The sequence below is a fragment of the Streptomyces prunicolor genome, from assembly GCF_045162825.1.
Taxonomy (GTDB): Bacteria; Actinomycetota; Actinomycetes; order Streptomycetales; family Streptomycetaceae; genus Streptomyces; species Streptomyces prunicolor.
In genome coordinates, this window is record NZ_CP108676.1 from 7,543,841 (window position 1) to 7,560,090 (window position 16,250).

The window sequence follows — 16,250 nt, forward strand, 5'->3', positions numbered from 1 at the left end:
GGTCCGGTGCTGTGACACACAGCACCGGGCCCGTTGTCGTTAGCGCGCGTTAACCTTCCCGCATGACCGTGAATCTCGAAGTCGCCGAGGGCGTCGGCACCATCCGCCTCGACCGCCCGCCCATGAACGCGCTGGACGTCGCCACCCAGGACCGCCTCAAGGAACTCGCCGAGGAGGCGTCACGTCGCGACGACGTGCGGGCGGTGGTGATCTACGGCGGGGAGAAGGTGTTCGCGGCGGGCGCGGACATCAAGGAGATGCAGCGGATGGACCATGCGGCGATGGTCGTGCGGTCGCGGGCGTTGCAGGAGTCGTTCACGGCGGTGGCGCGTATTCCGAAGCCGGTGGTCGCGGCGATCACGGGCTATGCGCTGGGCGGGGGTTGCGAGTTGGCGTTGTGCGCGGATTTCCGGATCGCCGCCGACAACGCGAAGTTGGGGCAGCCGGAGATTCTGCTCGGGTTGATTCCGGGGGCGGGTGGCACGCAGCGGTTGGCCCGGCTCATCGGTCCGTCGAAGGCGAAGGACCTGATCTTCACCGGTCGGATGGTCAAAGCGGACGAGGCGCTCGCGCTGGGGCTCGTCGATCGACTCGCCCCAGCCGCCGAGGTGTTCGGCGAGGCGCACGCGTGGGCGGCGAAGCTCGCGCAGGGTCCGGCGATCGCGTTGCGCGCGGCGAAGGAAGCGATCGACACCGGTCTGGAGACGGACATCGAGACCGGGCTCGCCGTCGAACGCACGTGGTTCGCGGGGCTGTTCGCGACCGAGGACCGTGAGCGCGGGATGCGCAGCTTCGTCGAAGAGGGCCCCGGCAAGGCGAAGTTCCAGTGAACCGGACGGTCGTAGTCGGAGTGAAACGGAGCGTCAAATCCCGTTCGGGCACTTGCAATTGACGTGATGTCTCATACGGGTACCTCGGCAGGGCGGTTTATGGGAACCTTAACTTGACCTTAAGCCTGCCTTGTCGAGGGAGCCTGTCGATTGCCGCCAACAGAGCCTTCACCGCAGGTCGGAGGGGCTGCGACAAGCCCTGAAATGACCCTGGCACATGCCAATCGGATGTCGCGGAACGGGGGCTTCCGGGGGGCGTATTCCTCCGGAACCGCCACGGAGCCCGTCCGGGGCCGCCATGATGGACGCATGGCGGGGCTGGAAGGTATCGGACAGCCGCGGGGACAAGGCCGTGCGACCGCGGCGCGCTGGTCGCCTGCGGTCGAGGACGAGCGGGCACTCAAGGCGATCGAACTGTTCGGCAATCCGACGGAGGCGGAAGTTCCGCTCCCGTCCCGCCCCGAGTCCGCCGGCACGGCCCGCCGACTCACCCAGATCGTCGTTCTGCGGCACTGGGGGCTCAGTCCGAAACTGACCGAGGATGCCGTCTTGCTTGTCTCGGAGCTTGTCGGAAATGCCGTACGGCACACCGGTGCGCGGGTGTTCGGGCTGCGGATGAAGCGGCGGCGGGGGTGGATCCGGGTCGAGGTTCGTGATCCCTCGCGTGGGTTGCCTTGTCTGATGCCGGTTCAGGAGATGGATCTGAGTGGGCGGGGGTTGTTCCTCGTCGACAAGCTTTCCGATCGGTGGGGCGTCGATCTGTTGCCGCGTGGGAAGACGACGTGGTTCGAGATGCGCGTCTCTGATCGTTGAGCGAGCTGTTGTGGGTGCCGGGACAGGTTGTTTGTTGTCTGCGGGCTCGCTGTGGCTGGTCGCGCAGTTCCCCGCGCCCCTTAGGGGGCCCCTGGACCGGAGTTGGTTGCGTTCGGTGGCGCGACCCGTGCTCGTCCCCCGAACGGGTTAATGCCCCGGTTTCTTACTCGGCGCCCCTTAAATGGGGCGGGTGACCACGACCGATCGCCGTACGGCGTTGCGTGCGGGTGCCGGGCTCGTCGCCGGGGGCGCTCTTGCCGCCGGATGTGCCACGACCGGCTCCACCGCACCCCCCGCCGCCCCCGCCAGCGGACCGACCTCGGCCGCCAAGGTGACGCCGCTCACCGCACCCGCCCCCCGCGCCTTCCCCCACCAGCCCGCGCAGATCACCCACGGACCCCGCGACCGCCCCCGGATCGCGCTCACCTTCCACGGCCAGGGCGACCCCGAGATCGCCACCGCCCTCCTCGCCGAGGCCGAGAAACACGGCGCCCATGTCACCGTCCTCGCGGTCGGGACCTGGCTCGACACCCACCCCGGGATGGCCCGCCGCATCCTCGACGGCGGCCACGACCTCGGCAACCACACCCAGCGGCACATCGCCGTCAACACCCTGTCCGAGGCCGACGCACTGGCCGAGATCACCGGCTGCGCCGACCGCCTCAAGCGGCTCACCTGCTCGATCGGCACCTGGTTCAGGCCCTCGCGTGCCCCGGCCGCCTCCCCGCTCGTCCAGCGCCTGGCCCACCGCGTGGGCTATCCGCACGTGCTGTCCTACGACGTCGACTCCCTCGACTTCACCGAGCCGGGCGCCCCCGCCGTCACCCGCAAGGTGCTCGCCGAGGTCCGCAACGGGTCGGTCGTGAGCATGCACTTCGGGTACGCCGACACGGTCGCCGCGCTCCCCGCCGTACTGCAAGAACTCGACCGCCGCGGACTGCGCGCGGTGACGACCACGGAGCTGCTGAGCTGATGCGACACATCCCCCTTGCCCGCGCCCTCGTCGCCGGGATCGCCCTCGCCGCCCTCGCCGGCTGCGGCTCGCAGGACCACGCCGACGAGGCCCTCGGCACCCAGGCCGCGCTCCAGCCACAGCAGCAGAAGAAGCCGCAGGTCGCGCGGGCGCTCCCCGGAATGCCACCGGTGCTCGACCCGGCCGACGTGTACGCGGCCGACCGCCCGGGCCAACTCTCCCCGGTCGTACGGGACTTCCCGTCGCGGGTCTACGTCCCCAACACCAACTCCAACACGGTCTCGGTGATCGACCCGAAGACGTACAAGGTCATCGAGACCATCCCGGTCGGCGCGCAGCCCCAACACGTCGTCCCCTCCTGGGACTTGAAGACGCTGTGGGTCAACAACGACCGGGGCAACACCCTCACCCCGATCGACCCGCGAACGGGCAAGGCGGGCAAGCCCGTTGACGTGCACGACCCGTACAACCTGTACTTCACGCCCAACGGCAGGTACGCGATCGTCATGGCCTCGCTGGACCGGCAGTTGGTGTTCCGGGACGCGCACACGATGAAGACGGTGAAGGCGGTCCACGTCGGCTGCTACGGGGTCAACCACGCCGACTTCTCGCCGGACGGGCGGTACTTCATCGTCTCCTGCGAGTTCAGCGGTGAGCTGCTCAAGGTCGACACCGAGAAGATGAAGGTCATCGGGCAGCAGAAGCTGCCGTTCCACGGTTCGATGCCGCAGGACGTCAAGATCTCGCCGGACGGCAAGAAGTTCTACATCGCCGACATGATGGCCAACGGCATGTGGGTCCTGAACGGCGACACCTTCGCCAAGCCGGACTTCCTGCCCACCGGCAAGGGCTGCCACGGCCTGTACATCAGCCGGGACTCACGCGAGATGTACATCTCCAACCGAGGCGAAGGCACCATCTCCCTCTTCGACTTCACGAAGAACAAGCTGACGAAGAAGTGGCACCTCCCCAACGGCGGCAGCCCCGACATGGGCGGCGTCTCGGCCGACGGCAAGGTCCTGTGGCTCTCCGGCCGCTACAACTCCGAGGTCTATGCCATCGACACCCGCACCGGCACCCAGCTCGCCCGCATCAAGGTCGGCGGGGGTCCACATGGGCTCGCGGTGTATCCGCAGCCGGGCCGCTACTCGCTGGGCCACACGGGCATCTTCCGCTGAGGCCGGCCGAAAACCGATCGAAAACCGGTCGGTTGGACACGCCCCCATACGGGTGATGATCCGCGACTCGTCGCCGCGGAACCGGGATCGTGCCCCGCATGATCACGATTCACCTGCGGCGACGAGTCGCTGCCGCCGCCCTGTCCCTCGCGGCCGTCTTCGCCACCACGGCCGCCACCGTCCCCACCCACACCCCGGCCAGGGTCGCCGCCGCCCCGGCCTGTCCCGTGGTCGCCGACCCCGCGATGGCCGCCGTCGACCAGCGCGTGGACATCAGCCGCATCACCCCGGACCCGGTCTGGCGCACCACCTGCGGCACCCTCTACCGCAGCGACAGCCGCGGCCCCGCGATCGTCTTCGACCAGGGCTTCGCCCCCAAGGACGTCGTCAACGGCCAGTACGACATCGAGCAGTACGTCCTCGTCAACCAGCCCTCGCCGTACGTCTCGACGACGTACGACCACGACCTGTACAAGACCTGGTACAAGTCGGGCTACAACTACTACATCGACGCCCCGGGCGGTGTGGACGTCAACAAGACCATCGGCGACACCCACAAGTGGGCCGACCAGGTCGAGGTCGCCTTCCCCGGCGGGATCCAGCGGCAGTACGTCATCGGCGTCTGCCCGGTCGACAAGAAGACCAAGGTCGAGATCATGAGCGACTGCGAGAGCAACCCGAACTACCGCCCGTGGCACTGACGCCCAGGGCGCGCTGTGCCGCCTATGTGGCGCTGAGCAGCACCGCCTCCGAACCCACCGGGCGGTAGCCCGCCGCCAGGAACGCCCGCATGGAGCGGGCGTTCCCCGGTGCGACCTGCGCCCACAGCGGCTCGTCGGTGAGGTGGCGGGCGGCGGCCACCAGGGCCCGCCCCAGCCCCCGGTGTCGTACGGTCTCGTCGATCTCGACGGAGACCTCGAGCCGGCCCCCGACCCCGCGGCCCAGCACCACCACACCGCCCTCCGTCGTCCACGCGCGCACGTCGTCGCGCCGGCCGCGGGCGTACACGATGCGCGGATGGTCGCCGTCCGTGATCTCCCGCAGGGGGAGCGGGGGTTCGCCCGGCAGCGGGGTGCCCACGAGCATCGCGTCGATCGTCTCCGCCCTGCGGCCCGTACGGTTGAGCAGGGCCATCAGGAACCACGGGTTCATCGGCGCCGCGAGCGCGTCGCACGGTACGGCGGCGAGGGTGGCGTGGACCCACTGCGGATCCTCGTCGATGAAGACGACCGCGTGCGCGGTGAAGGCGAGCACTCCCGCGTCCCGTCCGGACATCTGCGGTACGACGGTCACGTGACCGTCCGCCGGGGGGAGGTCGTCCCGGGCCACCGCATCGAGAATGTCCCGAAGAGTCTCCATCACCAAGCTCCTTGTTCTCTGCGCCGCTTGAGTCTCCACCCACTGGAAGGCCCACACTCACAGACATGATCGACGACGGCACCGGACTCCTCACCATCGGGGAGCTGGCCAGATCCACCGGACTGACCGTGCGCACCATCCGCTACTGGTCGGACGAGGGCGTGCTCACCCCGGTGACCCGCTCCGCGGGCGGCTATCGGCTCTACGACGCCGAGTGCGCGGCCCGTCTCGAACTGATCCGCACCCTGCGGGAGTTGGGCCTCGGTCTGGCCGACGTACGCAAGGTGCTGGCGGGGGAGACGACGATCGCGGAGGTGGCCGCCGCCCATGTGGTGGCGCTGGACGCACAGATCAAGTCGCTGCGGGTGACCCGTGCGGTGTTGTCGACCGTCGCGAGACGCGGTTCGACCGCGGAGGAGATGACGTTGATGAACAAGCTGGCACGGCTGTCGGCGGCCGAACGCAGGCGGATCATGGAGGAGTTCGTGGAGGAGCTGTTCCACGACCTCGACGCTGTGGATCCGTGCATCAAGGAGCGGATGCGCTCCATCGCGGTGGACCTGCCGGACGATCCGACCCCCGAACAGGTGGACGCCTGGGTGGAGTTGGCGGAGATGGTGCAGGACCCGGAGTTCCGGGCGCAGATGCGCAAGGCCGTCGAGTTCAACGCGTCGGACCAGGAGCGCGCCGCCGTCCGCGGCCGGTCCACCTGGTTCCCCATGCGGCTGGTGCAGCTGGGCGCGGAGGCCAGGGAGCGGGGGATCGACCCCGGGTCGCCGGAGGCGGAAGCGATCGTGCGGGAGGTGCTGGGCGACGGCGGTGACCCGGCCGTCGTACTCGAACGGATGGAGTCGGCGTCCAACGAACGGCTCGCCCGCTACCGGGAGTTGCTGGCCACGGTGAAGGGTGGTGGGCCCGCGGCGGCGCACCGGCCGGAGTTCGCGTGGGTGGTCGCCGCGCTGCGGGCTCGTGCGGCCGGTTAGTCTGGCCTCCGTCAACAGGCAGTAAAGCGTTACGAAGGGGCGGATCCGGTGGCGGACATCGAGGAAGCACGCAAGCATTTCCAGCGGATCGACACGGACGGTGACGGCTTCATCACCGCGGCCGAGTTCAAGACCGCCCTGGCCCAGGGAGGCGACTGGAACGTCACCGAGACGGTCGCCGAGGCCATCATCAAGAGCCGGGACCTCAACGGGGACAAGGTCCTGTCGTTCGACGAGTTCTGGGCCCACCTGAACAAGTGACCCGAGAGTGACCTCCGTCTGATCGGAAGGGGCGCCCGTCCTTTGGTGGACGGGCGCCCCTCTCGTTCACTCGTACGGGGGCGGACCCGGAATAGCCGATGGCCGCCCGAGGTTGAGGCCCACCAGAAGCATGCGTGTGCATGAATTCTGGATCGGCGAAGGGTCTGTCATGAAGATCGGCATCATCGGTGCGGGCAACATCGGCGGCAACCTCACCCGGCGGCTCACCGCGCTCGGGCACGACGTGTCCGTCGCCAACTCGCGCGGCCCGCAGACGCTCACCGCGCTGGCCGAGGAGACGGGCGCGACCCCGGTACTGGTCGAGGAGGCGGCGAACGGGGCCGAGGTCGTCGTGGTCACCATCCCGTTGAAGGCGGTCGCGAACCTGCCCAAGGGCTTCCTCGACGGCGCGGCGGCGAACGTCGCGGTCATCGACACCAACAACTACTACCCCGGGCGGGACGGCCGGATCGCCGCGATCCTCGACGAGGGCCTCACCGAGAGCCGCTGGGTCGCGCGGCAGATCGGCCACACCGTCATCAAGGCCTTCAACGGCACCTACGCCCAGGACATCCTCGACGCCCACCGCCCGGCCGGCGCCCCCGACCGCCTCGCCCTCCCGGTGGCCGGCGACGACGAGGCGGCGAAGCGTGTCGTCAGGGCCCTGATCGACGAACTCGGCTTCGACACCGTCGACTCGGGCACGCTCGACGAGTCCTGGCGGCAGCAGCCGGGGACGCCGGTGTACGGGCTGCGGGAGGGCGTGGACGCGATCACGAAGGGGCTGGCGGAGGCTTCGCCGGAGCGGACCGGGGACTTCAAGGGCTGAGGAGCATGGAGTGGGGCCGCGACCGCCCGTGACTCAGGCGCTCGCGGCCCACGTCTTCAACGCCGCCTTGCTCGCGAAGTCCGCCACGTCCTTGTCGTGCGGGTCGGACGTGTACTGGTGGAACTTCCAGTCCGCCTTGATGCGGGGCTTTCCTGCCGTGACGTAGTCGGCGATCCAGAGGCCGTCGCCCGTGTAGGACGTCTTGTCGATGGTGAGCCAGAAGTTGCGGTTCGTGTAGAGGATCACCCGGTTGTTCGGGCGGAGGGACTTCACCTTGCGGATGAAGCTGTCCTTCTCGGCGTTCGTGGCGTGGGTGCCGTCGCCTGTCGTTTCCCAGTCCACGGCCAGCAAGTCGCCTGCTTTTTCGGGGGCCTTGCTCACGAAGTACTCCGCCTGGGCCGTGATGTTGCCCGGCCAGAGGAAGTGGTAGAAACCGACGACCAGTCCCGCGGCACGGCCCGTTTTCGTCTGGGCGGTGAGTCTGGGGTTGACGTACGAATGGCCCTCCGTCGCCTTGATGAAGACGAAGGAGGAGCCGTCCGTGTCGTACGCGGTGGACTGGAACGCGCTTACGTCGATGCCATGCAACATGGGGGACTTGTGCCCCGTCCCCCGGATCCGGAACCTCAGCTTCTGGTAGCCACCGACGACAGCACCGACGCCGATTCCGCCGACCAGTCGGAAGTGATCACGCTTGCGTGATCCGCTGCCACTAGTGCCAATTTCGCGGCGACTTCCGCGTCCGTGGGGGCAGTTGAGGAGATCGCCGGGGCCACCGCGTACGCGTCCGTCATGATCAGGATGTAGTGGTTCGTGGAGTAGAACGAGGTGTCGTAGCCGTTGTTGACGTACGTCGCCGCGTCACCGTCGAAGAAGATGAACCACGGGCGGATCGACGTGTCGGAGGTCCAACGGGTCGCCCTGGGATCGCCGTTGGCCGCGCCCAGTACGGCCGGGAAGGCCTGCGCCTGGGCGATCGTGCCGGCCGCGTACAGGTCGCGCAGATGGTCGCCGTACTCCTGGTCCGTCCAGTAGCTGTCGAACGGGTTGGCCTGCTCGACCGTGCCCGGGATCAGTTCGAAGATGAACTTGCCCTTGAGGTCGTCGCGCGAGGGCCACGCGTTCGCCTTGGCCGCCGCGTCCAGCGTGGAGTACGAGGAGCCGAGCAGGTCGGCGGGCTTGTAGACGCTGCTGCCGAGCTTCTGTGAGACCAGGGTGTCGAAGGCGGTCGGGCCCAGGCCGATGGTCTGGTTGAAGCCCACCTTCATCTCCACCTTGATGATGACGGGAGCGTGGTCCGGGTGCAGGGTGTTCCAGGCGGCCATGTTGTCCAGGCAGCTGCCGAGGTCCTGGTTGCGGTCCTTGCTGTACAGGTCGGCGGGGGTGCTCGCGTACTCGCAGTTGTTGTCGTTGGCGAACAGGTCGCTGTGGCTGACCCGCCAGCGCTTGCTCAAACTGTCGACGTAGACGTCCAGTTCGAGCAGTGAGGCCCCGGAGTCCAACGCCTGCGCCCAGTACGTGTACTTGTCCTTCTCGTACGCGTTGTGCGTCCCGATCGTCGTCGTCTCGGAGAACTTCGCCGCCGCCGCGTGGGCGTTGCCCGCGGCCCCCGTCAGCAGCAGGGCCGTGGCACCGAGCAGCGCCGCCAGCCGTCTTATCGCCTTCATGAGTCTCAAGTCCCCTTCGCCGTGGCCTGGTTGGAGCCTTGTTGGCGGCAGCAGCGTAGAGGGGAGCGGTTACTGTCCGGTAGCCCCTGGAGGAACATCAGCTTCCGCACGGCTCGTTGCCGGTGCGGCCGTGATCCGGTCGGCCAGTTCGGAGACGCTGGTGAGGAGCTCGGCCGGTGGCCTGTCGAGGTCCAGGGCGTGGGCCGTGACGGTGATGCCCACGCGCCGGACGACGTGCTCCGTCGGTCCGTCCCGGGTCGTCGCCGCGTAGACGAGGTGGCCGTGCGGGAGGCCCAACGCCGTGCAGTAGCCGAGGAGTTGGTAGAGGTGCTCGGTGGGCGGCGCGGGGGAGTGCCGGAAGGCGTACTTGGCGTCCACGACCGAGACCGTACGGCCCGCGCGGTACCGGCCGGGCGGCCCCGCCGTCCTGCTCGGCGGCAGCAGCGAACCGGCGGCGCGCCGGGCCGCCCGGATCGCCGACGGGTTCGTCCCCTCCGTGCCCGAGGTGTGGGAGTACTACCGCGACGAGGTCGGCAAGTTGGGCCGCCCCTCCCCCGGGCACAGCCCGATCGGGCCGAACCGGGTGGTGGCCCTCGCCGAGGACCCCGACGAGGGCTGGGAGCGGATGGCGCCATTCTTCCTGCACGAGACCAACGCCTACGGCGAATGGCAGGCCCAGGACGACGTGGCCGCCCCCTTCCGCACGGCCGAGGGGCTGGCGGAGCTGCGGCGCGGCGACCAGTACCGGGTCCTCACACCCGAGCGGTGCGTGACCGAACTCAAGGCAGCGCCAACGCCGTTCACGCAATTCCATCCGCTGTGCGGGGGTATGCCGATGGATCTCGCGTGGTCGAGTCTGCGGCTGTTCGAGCGGGAGGTGCTGCCCGCGTTCGGATAGCGGGCCGCGCGCGGCACGTCTGGGAACTTCCTGGGAACCCGCGCCGGATGCGGTCCGCCCCACGTCCGTGACCTGCGCCCGGTCCGCGCCGACTCTCAGAAACCTCCCAGAACCTCTCCGGAACCCGGCAAACGCGTACGCCACCTTGTGCGGACGACGTCCCCGAAACGCTCCGGAGGGTCCCCGCGATGCCTGCCTCTACTACCTCTCCTGCCTCTCCTGCCTCTACGACCGCAAGGTCCCGTCCCGTTTCCCGTCCGGTGTCCGTCCCCAGGCCGGACGGTCCGGGCGCGAGCGCCCTCGAAGGGGCGGCGGCCGCGCTGTGCGGACTCGTCGCGATGGCCGCCGTGGCATGGCTCGCGCTGTGGCTGCTGGGGGCGGGCTCGGTCGGATCGCCGGTCACGATGGCAATGACCTTGGACGCCATGGCAGTTGGTGGGTCGGTGAGTGCCGGTTCGGTCAACTCCGCCAGCAGCACGGGCAGTTCGGGGGCGATGGGTTCGATACTGTCCGGTCTCTTCGGCGGGGGCGGGGGCGGCATGAGCCCCTCGATGAGCGGGGCGGCCTCGGTCATGCCGCTCGGGGTGACACTGGTCGGGTCTGTGGTGCTGTGGCTGGTGTTCTCCCGGCGGCTGCGTCAACGGCCGGTCACCGCACGCGAGTTGGGGGCCCGGGCGGCCGGTGCCGGGGCGGCTGCGCTGATCGCGTTCCTGCTGGTCGCCACCCTCGCGCACGGGACGATCACCATGCCCGCCTCCGTGATGAGCAAGGGGCTCGGCGGTGGACAGAGCGCCGGTGCGGGCGCCGGTGGCGGTGCGCTGGGCGGGATGTTCGGCGGCGGCGCTTCCTCGCAGGACACGACGATGTCGTACGACGTCCATGTCGGCTCGACCGTGTTCGGCGCGCTGGTGTGGGTGACCGTGGTGCTCGCGCTCGGGTGCCTGGTCGGCCGGCGGGTGCGAGTGCCGCTGGGCGGTGCGGTGGACCGGGTGCGGCCCGGGTGGGCACCGAGTCTCTCCGCCGTCGTACGCACCCTCCTGGTCCTGGCCGTAGTACCGATGGCGTTGGTCACGTTCGTCGGAGTGGTGGTCGGCGGGCGGTTCGGGACCGTGGCCGGTGGGGTGCTGCTGCTGGCGCCGAACGCGCTGGCGGTGCTGCTCACGCTGGGCGTGGGCACGCAGTGGACCGCCGCGACGCACCCCGTGCAGAGCCAGGGCGGCAACCCGCTCGCCTCGATCATGGGCGCCCTGGGCGGCGGACAGCAGAACACCGCGCAGCAGCAGCCCCGCACCGAGCACCTCAGGAGCCTGTCGGCGGGCGGCTGGCCGCTGTGGCTCGCGGCGCTCACGGTGACCGCCGTCATCCTTCTTACCTGCGCCTTCGTAGCCGCCCGGAACACAACTCCCGCGGATACCCGGCCGCTGCATCGCTACGACGGCCCGCTCGCCCGGCACCTCGGGACGGCCGAGCGGTTCGGGCTCGTCACGGCGGTCGTCCTGGGCTCGGCGGCCTGGCTGGCCGGGGCGTCCGGGAACCTCGGGGTGAGCATGTTCGGCAGTGAGATGGGCGGTACGCGGGCCGAGCTGACCGGCAGCGTGCTGTGGACGGTGCTGTTCGGGCTGCTGGCCGGCGGTGTGGCGGGCTTCCTGGGGAGCCTGGGGCGCACAGCGGACCTTTACGGAGGAATGACATCCCTCCGCCGTATCCTCGCGCGCAAGTCCCCGTCGGCCACGTCCTCGCACTCCCCGGCGCCGGGAACCGATCCCGGCACCCTGGAGGCACCCCTTGGCAACCGTTGAACGGGCCGGACCGCAGGTGTCCCGGCCCACCACCACCGACGTGAACCTGCTGGTCGTGGACGACGAGCCGACCGTACGGGAGCTGCTGTGCGCGGCGCTGCGGCACGCGGGTTTCACGGTCGCGTCGGCCGCCACCGGGCAGGAGGCCCTCGACGGGGCCCGTGCCGTGTCGCCGGATCTGGTGCTGCTGGACATCATGCTGCCCGACATGGACGGCTTCGAGGTGATCCGGCGACTGCGCGAGCAGCGCGGGGCGGCCTCCCGCTCCGGGCACATCCCGGTCGTGTTCCTCACCGCTCGTGACGCCACCCAGGACAAGATCGAGGGGCTGGTCCTGGGCGGCGACGACTACGTCACCAAGCCCTTCGACCTCCAGGAGCTGATCGCCCGGATCGGCGCGGTGCTGCGCCGCACCAGCGGCGACCCCTCGGCGCTGCTGCGGGTCGCCGACCTCGAACTCGACCCGGAGGGCGTCCAGACGACCCGCGCGGGCGAGCCGATACGCCTCTCGCCGACCGAGTTCCGGTTGCTGCACTACCTGATGGCCAACGCCGGGCGCACGGTCGGCAAGGCGCAGATCCTCGGGCGGGTGTGGGAGTACGACTTCGGCGGCGACACCGGGATCGTCGACACGTACATCAGCTATCTGCGCCGGAAGTTGGACAACGGCGGGCCGAAGCTGATCCACACCGTGCACGGTGTCGGGTACGTCCTGCGCGGGCCGCGGGCATGAGCACCCGCAACTGGCTGCGGCCGCGGGTCATTTGGGCGCGGGCCTCGCTGCGGAGCCGGGTGCTGCTGATCGCCGTGGTGCTGCTGACGGCCGGGTTCACCGCGTTCAGTCTCGTCACCGGCAACGCGCTGCGCTCGTATCTGGCGGACCGCGTCGACGCCCAACTCCGGGCCTCCGCCCAGGTGTTCGCCCTGCTCCCGTCGACCGTGGCCAAGACCGGGACCGGGGCCGGCACCGGCGGGAAACCGCCGCCCGGCCTCACCGACTTCAGCACCGAGGTGCTGGGCAACCCCGTCATCACGTACGTCACCAAGAACGGCACCGTCGAGAGCAGCATCGACTCGCTCGCCGGTGCCAAACGCACCGAGGGGGCTTCGGGACCCGACCTGCCCCGGCTGGACGCGTACGCCGTCGCCGCCCGCGCGGGCAAGCCGTTCACCGTGGCCGGCACCTCGGGCGAGACCCGGTGGCGGTCGATCGCCGTACCCCGGGTCGTCGGCGGCACGCTGCTGGGCGGCGGCGCGGCGGGCAGCGTGATCGTGTCGGCGCCGATGAGCCAGGTGGACGGCACGGTGGACCGGATGTGGCACATCTACGAGACCACCGGGCTCGGGCTGCTCATGGTGCTGGGTTTGGTCGGCTGGTTCGCGGTGCGTTCCGGGCTGCGCCCGCTGACCCGGATCGAGCAGACGGCCGCGGAGATCGCGGCCGGTGACCTGTCCCGCCGCGTGCCCGAACTCGCGGGCCCGCACACGGAGATGGGCCGCCTTGCCACCGCCCTGAACGGCATGCTGGCCCAGCTGGAGACCGCGTTCGCCGCCCGCGCGGAGTCCGAGGCGCGGATGACCCGCTTCGTCGCCGACGCCAGCCACGAGCTGCGCACCCCGCTGGCCGGCATCAAGGGCCTCACGGACCTGCATCGCATGGGCGCCCTCGCCGACCGGGAGGACATCGACGCCACGATGGCCCGCATCGCCCGGGAGTCGGACCGCCTCGCCCGGCTGGTGGCGGACATGCTGCTGCTGGCCCGCTTCGACGAGCACGGCCTGGGAACCACCGGCGAGCCGGGTCCGGCCCTCGAACTGGCCCCCACCGACCTGCGCACCCTCGCCGCCGACGCCCTGCACGACATACGGGCCCTGGACGCGACCCGCCCGGTCGCCCTCACCGGCCCGGACGGCGTCGGCGCCCCCGCCTCGGCGCCCGCCCTGGCCGACGAGGCCCGGCTGCGCCAGGTCGTGACCAACCTCGTCGGCAACGCGGTCGCCCACACCCCGCCCGGCACCGCGATCCGCATCGGGGTGGGCACGGTCGGCGAGGACGCGGTCCTGGAGGTGGCGGACGAGGGGCCGGGGCTCACCCCGGCCCAGACCGCCCACGTCTTCGAACGCTTCTACCGCGCCGACACGTCCCGTACGCGCGCCACCGGTGGCGCCGGGCTGGGGCTGGCCATCGTCGACTCCCTGGTCACCGCACACGCGGGGCGGGTGGAGATCGACTCGGCGCCCGGGCGCGGGGCGACCTTCAGAGTCCGGCTCCCGCTTCATGCCGAACTGCGGGCGCCGGCCGGTGTGTTGGGGTGAGCCCCGAGTGCTGAGCGCTGCGTGCCGCGTGCCGCGTGCCGCGTGCCGCGTGCCGCGTGCCGCGTGTTCGGTGAGGACCTCGGTGAGCTGGCGGGTGGTCTGCCGGGCGACGCGGGGTTCGGTGGCCGCGTAGCTCGTGTACGCGTTCAGCCCAGTGGCCAGGCCCCAGCCCATGCCGCGCGTCCAGGTGGCGTCGTCCACGCCGAGCGCGGCGCGGAAGAGCGGGCGGGTGGTGGCCGACAGCAAGGTGTACGCGACGACCAGATCGCAGGCGGGATCACCCATGCCCAGGCCGCCGAAGTCGATGACGGCGGAGATACGGCCGTCCACGGTGAGCAGATTGCCCGTGTGGAAGTCACCGTGACACCAGACCGGTTCGCGGTCCCAGGCGGGGGCGTCGAGCGCGTTGTCCCAGACCTCGGTCAGGGCGGCCCTGTCGAAGACTCCGGCCACGGCCTCGATCGCCGCCCGGGTCGACTGGTCGCGATCGGCCAACGGGGCGCGGTCCAGCTCGGGATGGGATCCGGGGAGCAGGGTCCCGGCGGCGGGGATCGCCTGCAACGCCCTTAGAAAGCAGGCCAGTTGACCGGCGGCCAGGTCGGGATCGGCGAGGCCGTCCACGCTCGCCGTCGTGCCGTCGAGCCAGCGGGTGACGGACCAGTGCCACGCGTAGCCGCGGCCGGGTGCGCCGAGTGCGAGCGGTTCCGGTACGGCGAGCGGCAGTTGGGGTGCGAGGAGGGGGAGCCAGGTGTGTTCCTTGGCGGCCTCGCCGTCCGCCCAGTCGCTCCGGGGCAGCCGTACGGACATGGTGTCGCCGAGCCGGTAGATGACGTGGTCCGAGCCGGCGGGTTCCAGGCGGCTCAAGGGGAGTCGGGTCCAGTCGGGAAACTGCTTGGCGAGCAGGCTGCGGACGAGGGTGGGGGTGGGGGTGGGGGCGGCTTCGATGGTCATTAATCCCTTTCCCGAGAGGCAGGTACCCGGTCAAGGTTGGCAGCAAGTGGTGCGCTGTGCCTGGCAATTACCGCTGGACCAGGCGCCCACCCCACCCCGCTCCCCGTGACATCCACACATCCACCGACCCGGCCCGCGAGACACCTCGCGGCGAGGAGCCGCACATGACGCACACGATCAGCGACGGTGTTCCCCCGCGGCTCGTCGCCACCGACCTCGACGGCACCGTCGTGCGCGAGGACGGGACTGTCTCCGCCCGCACCGTCGAGGCCTTCGCCCGAGTCCGGGACGCCGGCGCCGAGTTCGTGTTCGCCACCGGCCGCCCACCCCGTCTGATGGGTCCGATCGCCGACGCCTTCGGCGGGTCCGGGACGGCCATCTGCTCCAACGGGGCGTACCTCTACGACATGGCCACCCGCAGTGTCGTGGCGGAGCACGCCATCGACCCGCACACCCTCGCCGAGACCGTCCGGCGGCTTCGCGCGGCGATCCCGGGCATCGGCCTCGCCGTGGAGTACGCCACCGAACTCCACGGCGACGACCGCTACGAGGCCGGGGCGTGGGACGACGACATCACCGTCCGGCGCCCCGGCGAGGCCGGCCTGTGGAACCGTCCGGCGCCCAAACTGGTCGGCCGGCACCCGCACTTGACCGCCGACGAGCTGCTCGCCCTCGCCGCCCCCGCCCTGGGCGACCTGGTCACCGTGTACCACTCCAACGGCGAGCGCCTGGTCGAGGCGATCGCCGTGGGCGTGAGCAAGGCCCATGCGCTACGGCAGTTCGCGGCCGACCGTGGCATCACCGCCGCGGAGACGATGGCGTTCGGCGACATGCCCAACGACCTCCCGATGCTGGCCTGGGCGGGCATGTCGTACGCCGTCGCGGGCGCCCACCCGAGTGTTCTCGACGCGGTCGCCCACGTCACGCTCTCGCTGGACGAGGACGGGGTGGCGCGGGTGATCGAGCGTCACTTTCCGGGCGGGCGTCGGGTGAGCGCGCGGGCAACGGAGCATCGGTACTGAGGAGTTGGGGGAGCGGAGCCTCGGCCGGGGTGGGGATTAGTGCCGGTGCCGGTGTCGGCAGGAGGTGGTCCTCCCACCAGGACAGGCCCAGGACGGTGGCGAGCAGGACGAAGGGGGTCGAAGCCGGAACGATCAGCGCGTACATGTGTCCGCCTGTCGTGAAACACGTGCGAGGCGGCGGGCGGCAGAAGGGCGCCCGCACGGAGCGCGTCGCTGCCGCGTCACGAACCGGCACCGCCGCGCGAGATGCGCACCCGGGGTGCGCGAGAGAAAGTCGACGCTGCCGGGGACTGGGGCCGTACGGCACACGCTAACCCCCGCGACTCCCCCCGAACAGACGTCCGGTGGCCATCCGCTTCCGGCCGCTTACG

At 70.4% G+C, this 16,250-nt stretch carries 17 protein-coding genes and 1 pseudogene; 13 read left to right on the forward strand and 5 right to left on the reverse strand.

Annotated elements, in window-relative coordinates:
• Positions 1-62 precede the first annotated feature (62 nt).
• The 5 genes from OG588_RS34785 to OG588_RS34805 all read left to right on the forward strand — a co-directional run bounded on the left by OG588_RS34785 (position 63) and on the right by OG588_RS34805 (position 4,495).
• Complete coding sequence (locus tag OG588_RS34785) at positions 63-830, forward strand: enoyl-CoA hydratase/isomerase family protein (RefSeq protein ID WP_405950694.1); 768 nt, start codon at positions 63-65, stop codon at positions 828-830.
• Positions 831-1,139: 309 nt separating this feature from the next.
• Positions 1,140-1,643 (forward strand): ATP-binding protein, encoded by a 504-nt coding sequence (locus tag OG588_RS34790; protein ID WP_366098090.1) that lies wholly within the window; start codon positions 1,140-1,142, stop codon positions 1,641-1,643.
• Between the two features lie 181 nt (positions 1,644-1,824).
• Positions 1,825-2,616, forward strand: a complete 792-nt coding sequence (locus OG588_RS34795) for a polysaccharide deacetylase family protein (RefSeq protein WP_405950695.1) — start codon at positions 1,825-1,827, stop codon at positions 2,614-2,616.
• The gene (locus OG588_RS34800) at positions 2,616-3,794 is read left to right on the forward strand and encodes a beta-propeller fold lactonase family protein (protein ID WP_405950696.1); all 1,179 of its coding nucleotides are present in this window, start codon (positions 2,616-2,618) and stop codon (positions 3,792-3,794) included. The genes OG588_RS34795 and OG588_RS34800 overlap by 1 nt, the downstream gene beginning before the upstream one ends.
• A 98-nt stretch (positions 3,795-3,892) precedes the next feature.
• A complete protein-coding gene (locus OG588_RS34805) occupies positions 3,893-4,495 on the forward strand; it encodes an ADP-ribosyltransferase (RefSeq protein WP_405950697.1) in 603 nt (200 codons plus the stop codon).
• 22 nt (positions 4,496-4,517) lie between these two features.
• Here the strand turns inward: OG588_RS34805 and OG588_RS34810 are convergent, their stop codons facing one another.
• Positions 4,518-5,153 carry a GNAT family N-acetyltransferase gene (locus OG588_RS34810; protein ID WP_405950698.1) on the reverse strand — a complete coding sequence of 212 codons (636 nt, stop codon included), beginning with the start codon at positions 5,151-5,153 and terminating at the stop codon, positions 4,518-4,520.
• A gap of 65 nt (positions 5,154-5,218) precedes the next feature.
• Between OG588_RS34810 and OG588_RS34815 the strand changes: the two genes are divergently transcribed.
• The 3 genes from OG588_RS34815 (at position 5,219) to OG588_RS34825 (ending at position 7,226) form a co-directional block, all read left to right on the forward strand.
• On the forward strand, positions 5,219-6,136 hold the full coding sequence (locus tag OG588_RS34815) for a MerR family transcriptional regulator (protein WP_405950699.1): 918 nt from the start codon (positions 5,219-5,221) through the stop codon (positions 6,134-6,136).
• A gap of 48 nt (positions 6,137-6,184) precedes the next feature.
• On the forward strand, positions 6,185-6,397 hold the full coding sequence (locus OG588_RS34820) for an EF-hand domain-containing protein (protein WP_019060883.1): 213 nt from the start codon (positions 6,185-6,187) through the stop codon (positions 6,395-6,397).
• 169 nt (positions 6,398-6,566) lie between these two features.
• A complete protein-coding gene (locus OG588_RS34825) occupies positions 6,567-7,226 on the forward strand; it encodes an NADPH-dependent F420 reductase (RefSeq protein WP_405950700.1) in 660 nt (219 codons plus the stop codon).
• A gap of 33 nt (positions 7,227-7,259) precedes the next feature.
• On the opposite strand, the gene OG588_RS34830 is transcribed toward OG588_RS34825, so the two are convergent.
• From OG588_RS34830 to OG588_RS34840, 3 genes are all read right to left on the reverse strand, one after another.
• The gene (locus OG588_RS34830) at positions 7,260-7,817 is read right to left on the reverse strand and encodes a glycoside hydrolase family 25 protein (RefSeq protein WP_405950701.1); all 558 of its coding nucleotides are present in this window, start codon (positions 7,815-7,817) and stop codon (positions 7,260-7,262) included.
• Between the two features lie 35 nt (positions 7,818-7,852).
• The gene (locus tag OG588_RS34835; RefSeq protein WP_405950702.1) at positions 7,853-8,893 is read right to left on the reverse strand and encodes a phosphatidylinositol-specific phospholipase C domain-containing protein; all 1,041 of its coding nucleotides are present in this window, start codon (positions 8,891-8,893) and stop codon (positions 7,853-7,855) included.
• A gap of 69 nt (positions 8,894-8,962) precedes the next feature.
• The gene (locus OG588_RS34840; RefSeq protein ID WP_405950703.1) at positions 8,963-9,271 is read right to left on the reverse strand and encodes a hypothetical protein; all 309 of its coding nucleotides are present in this window, start codon (positions 9,269-9,271) and stop codon (positions 8,963-8,965) included.
• Here OG588_RS34840 and OG588_RS34845 point away from each other — a divergent pair.
• The 4 genes from OG588_RS34845 to OG588_RS34860 all read left to right on the forward strand — a co-directional run bounded on the left by OG588_RS34845 (position 9,261) and on the right by OG588_RS34860 (position 13,906).
• Positions 9,261-9,791: an LLM class flavin-dependent oxidoreductase gene (locus OG588_RS34845; protein ID WP_405950704.1), complete on the forward strand. Its 531-nt coding sequence runs from the start codon at positions 9,261-9,263 to the stop codon at positions 9,789-9,791. The two genes, OG588_RS34840 and OG588_RS34845, sit on opposite strands and share 11 nt — an antisense overlap.
• 260 nt (positions 9,792-10,051) lie before the next feature.
• A complete protein-coding gene (locus OG588_RS34850; RefSeq protein WP_405950705.1) occupies positions 10,052-11,590 on the forward strand; it encodes a streptophobe family protein in 1,539 nt (512 codons plus the stop codon).
• Complete coding sequence (locus OG588_RS34855; protein WP_405950706.1) at positions 11,577-12,323, forward strand: response regulator transcription factor; 747 nt, start codon at positions 11,577-11,579, stop codon at positions 12,321-12,323. Before OG588_RS34850 ends, OG588_RS34855 begins: the two co-directional genes overlap by 14 nt.
• A complete protein-coding gene (locus OG588_RS34860; protein ID WP_405950707.1) occupies positions 12,320-13,906 on the forward strand; it encodes an ATP-binding protein in 1,587 nt (528 codons plus the stop codon). Before OG588_RS34855 ends, OG588_RS34860 begins: the two co-directional genes overlap by 4 nt.
• Positions 13,907-14,137: 231 nt before the next feature.
• Here the strand turns inward: OG588_RS34860 and OG588_RS34865 are convergent.
• Positions 14,138-14,857: pseudogene (locus tag OG588_RS34865) on the reverse strand (aminoglycoside phosphotransferase family protein); the annotation flags it as partial.
• Between the two features lie 164 nt (positions 14,858-15,021).
• On the opposite strand from OG588_RS34865, the gene OG588_RS34870 reads away from it, so the two are divergent.
• Positions 15,022-15,879, forward strand: coding sequence for an HAD family hydrolase (locus OG588_RS34870; RefSeq protein WP_405950708.1), 858 nt, complete (start codon positions 15,022-15,024; stop codon positions 15,877-15,879).
• Positions 15,880-16,250: the final 371 nt, after the last annotated feature.

What these genes read in the sequence shown, in the direction of transcription:
- OG588_RS34805 (WP_405950697.1), top strand. Translation starts at nt 3,893, where the DNA reads ATGATCACGATTCACCTGCGGCGACGAGTCGCTGCCGCCGCCCTGTCC.
- OG588_RS34795 (WP_405950695.1), top strand. Translation starts at nt 1,825, where the DNA reads ATGGGGCGGGTGACCACGACCGATCGCCGTACGGCGTTGCGTGCGGGT.
- OG588_RS34800 (WP_405950696.1), top strand. Translation starts at nt 2,616, where the DNA reads ATGCGACACATCCCCCTTGCCCGCGCCCTCGTCGCCGGGATCGCCCTC.
- OG588_RS34835 (WP_405950702.1), bottom strand. Translation starts at nt 8,893, where the DNA reads ATGAAGGCGATAAGACGGCTGGCGGCGCTGCTCGGTGCCACGGCCCTG.
- OG588_RS34785 (WP_405950694.1), top strand. Translation starts at nt 63, where the DNA reads ATGACCGTGAATCTCGAAGTCGCCGAGGGCGTCGGCACCATCCGCCTC.
- OG588_RS34870 (WP_405950708.1), top strand. Translation starts at nt 15,022, where the DNA reads ATGACGCACACGATCAGCGACGGTGTTCCCCCGCGGCTCGTCGCCACC.
- OG588_RS34790 (WP_366098090.1), top strand. Translation starts at nt 1,140, where the DNA reads ATGGCGGGGCTGGAAGGTATCGGACAGCCGCGGGGACAAGGCCGTGCG.
- OG588_RS34825 (WP_405950700.1), top strand. Translation starts at nt 6,567, where the DNA reads ATGAAGATCGGCATCATCGGTGCGGGCAACATCGGCGGCAACCTCACC.
- OG588_RS34830 (WP_405950701.1), bottom strand. Translation starts at nt 7,817, where the DNA reads ATGTTGCATGGCATCGACGTAAGCGCGTTCCAGTCCACCGCGTACGAC.
- OG588_RS34860 (WP_405950707.1), top strand. Translation starts at nt 12,320, where the DNA reads ATGAGCACCCGCAACTGGCTGCGGCCGCGGGTCATTTGGGCGCGGGCC.
- OG588_RS34815 (WP_405950699.1), top strand. Translation starts at nt 5,219, where the DNA reads ATGATCGACGACGGCACCGGACTCCTCACCATCGGGGAGCTGGCCAGA.
- OG588_RS34810 (WP_405950698.1), bottom strand. Translation starts at nt 5,153, where the DNA reads ATGGAGACTCTTCGGGACATTCTCGATGCGGTGGCCCGGGACGACCTC.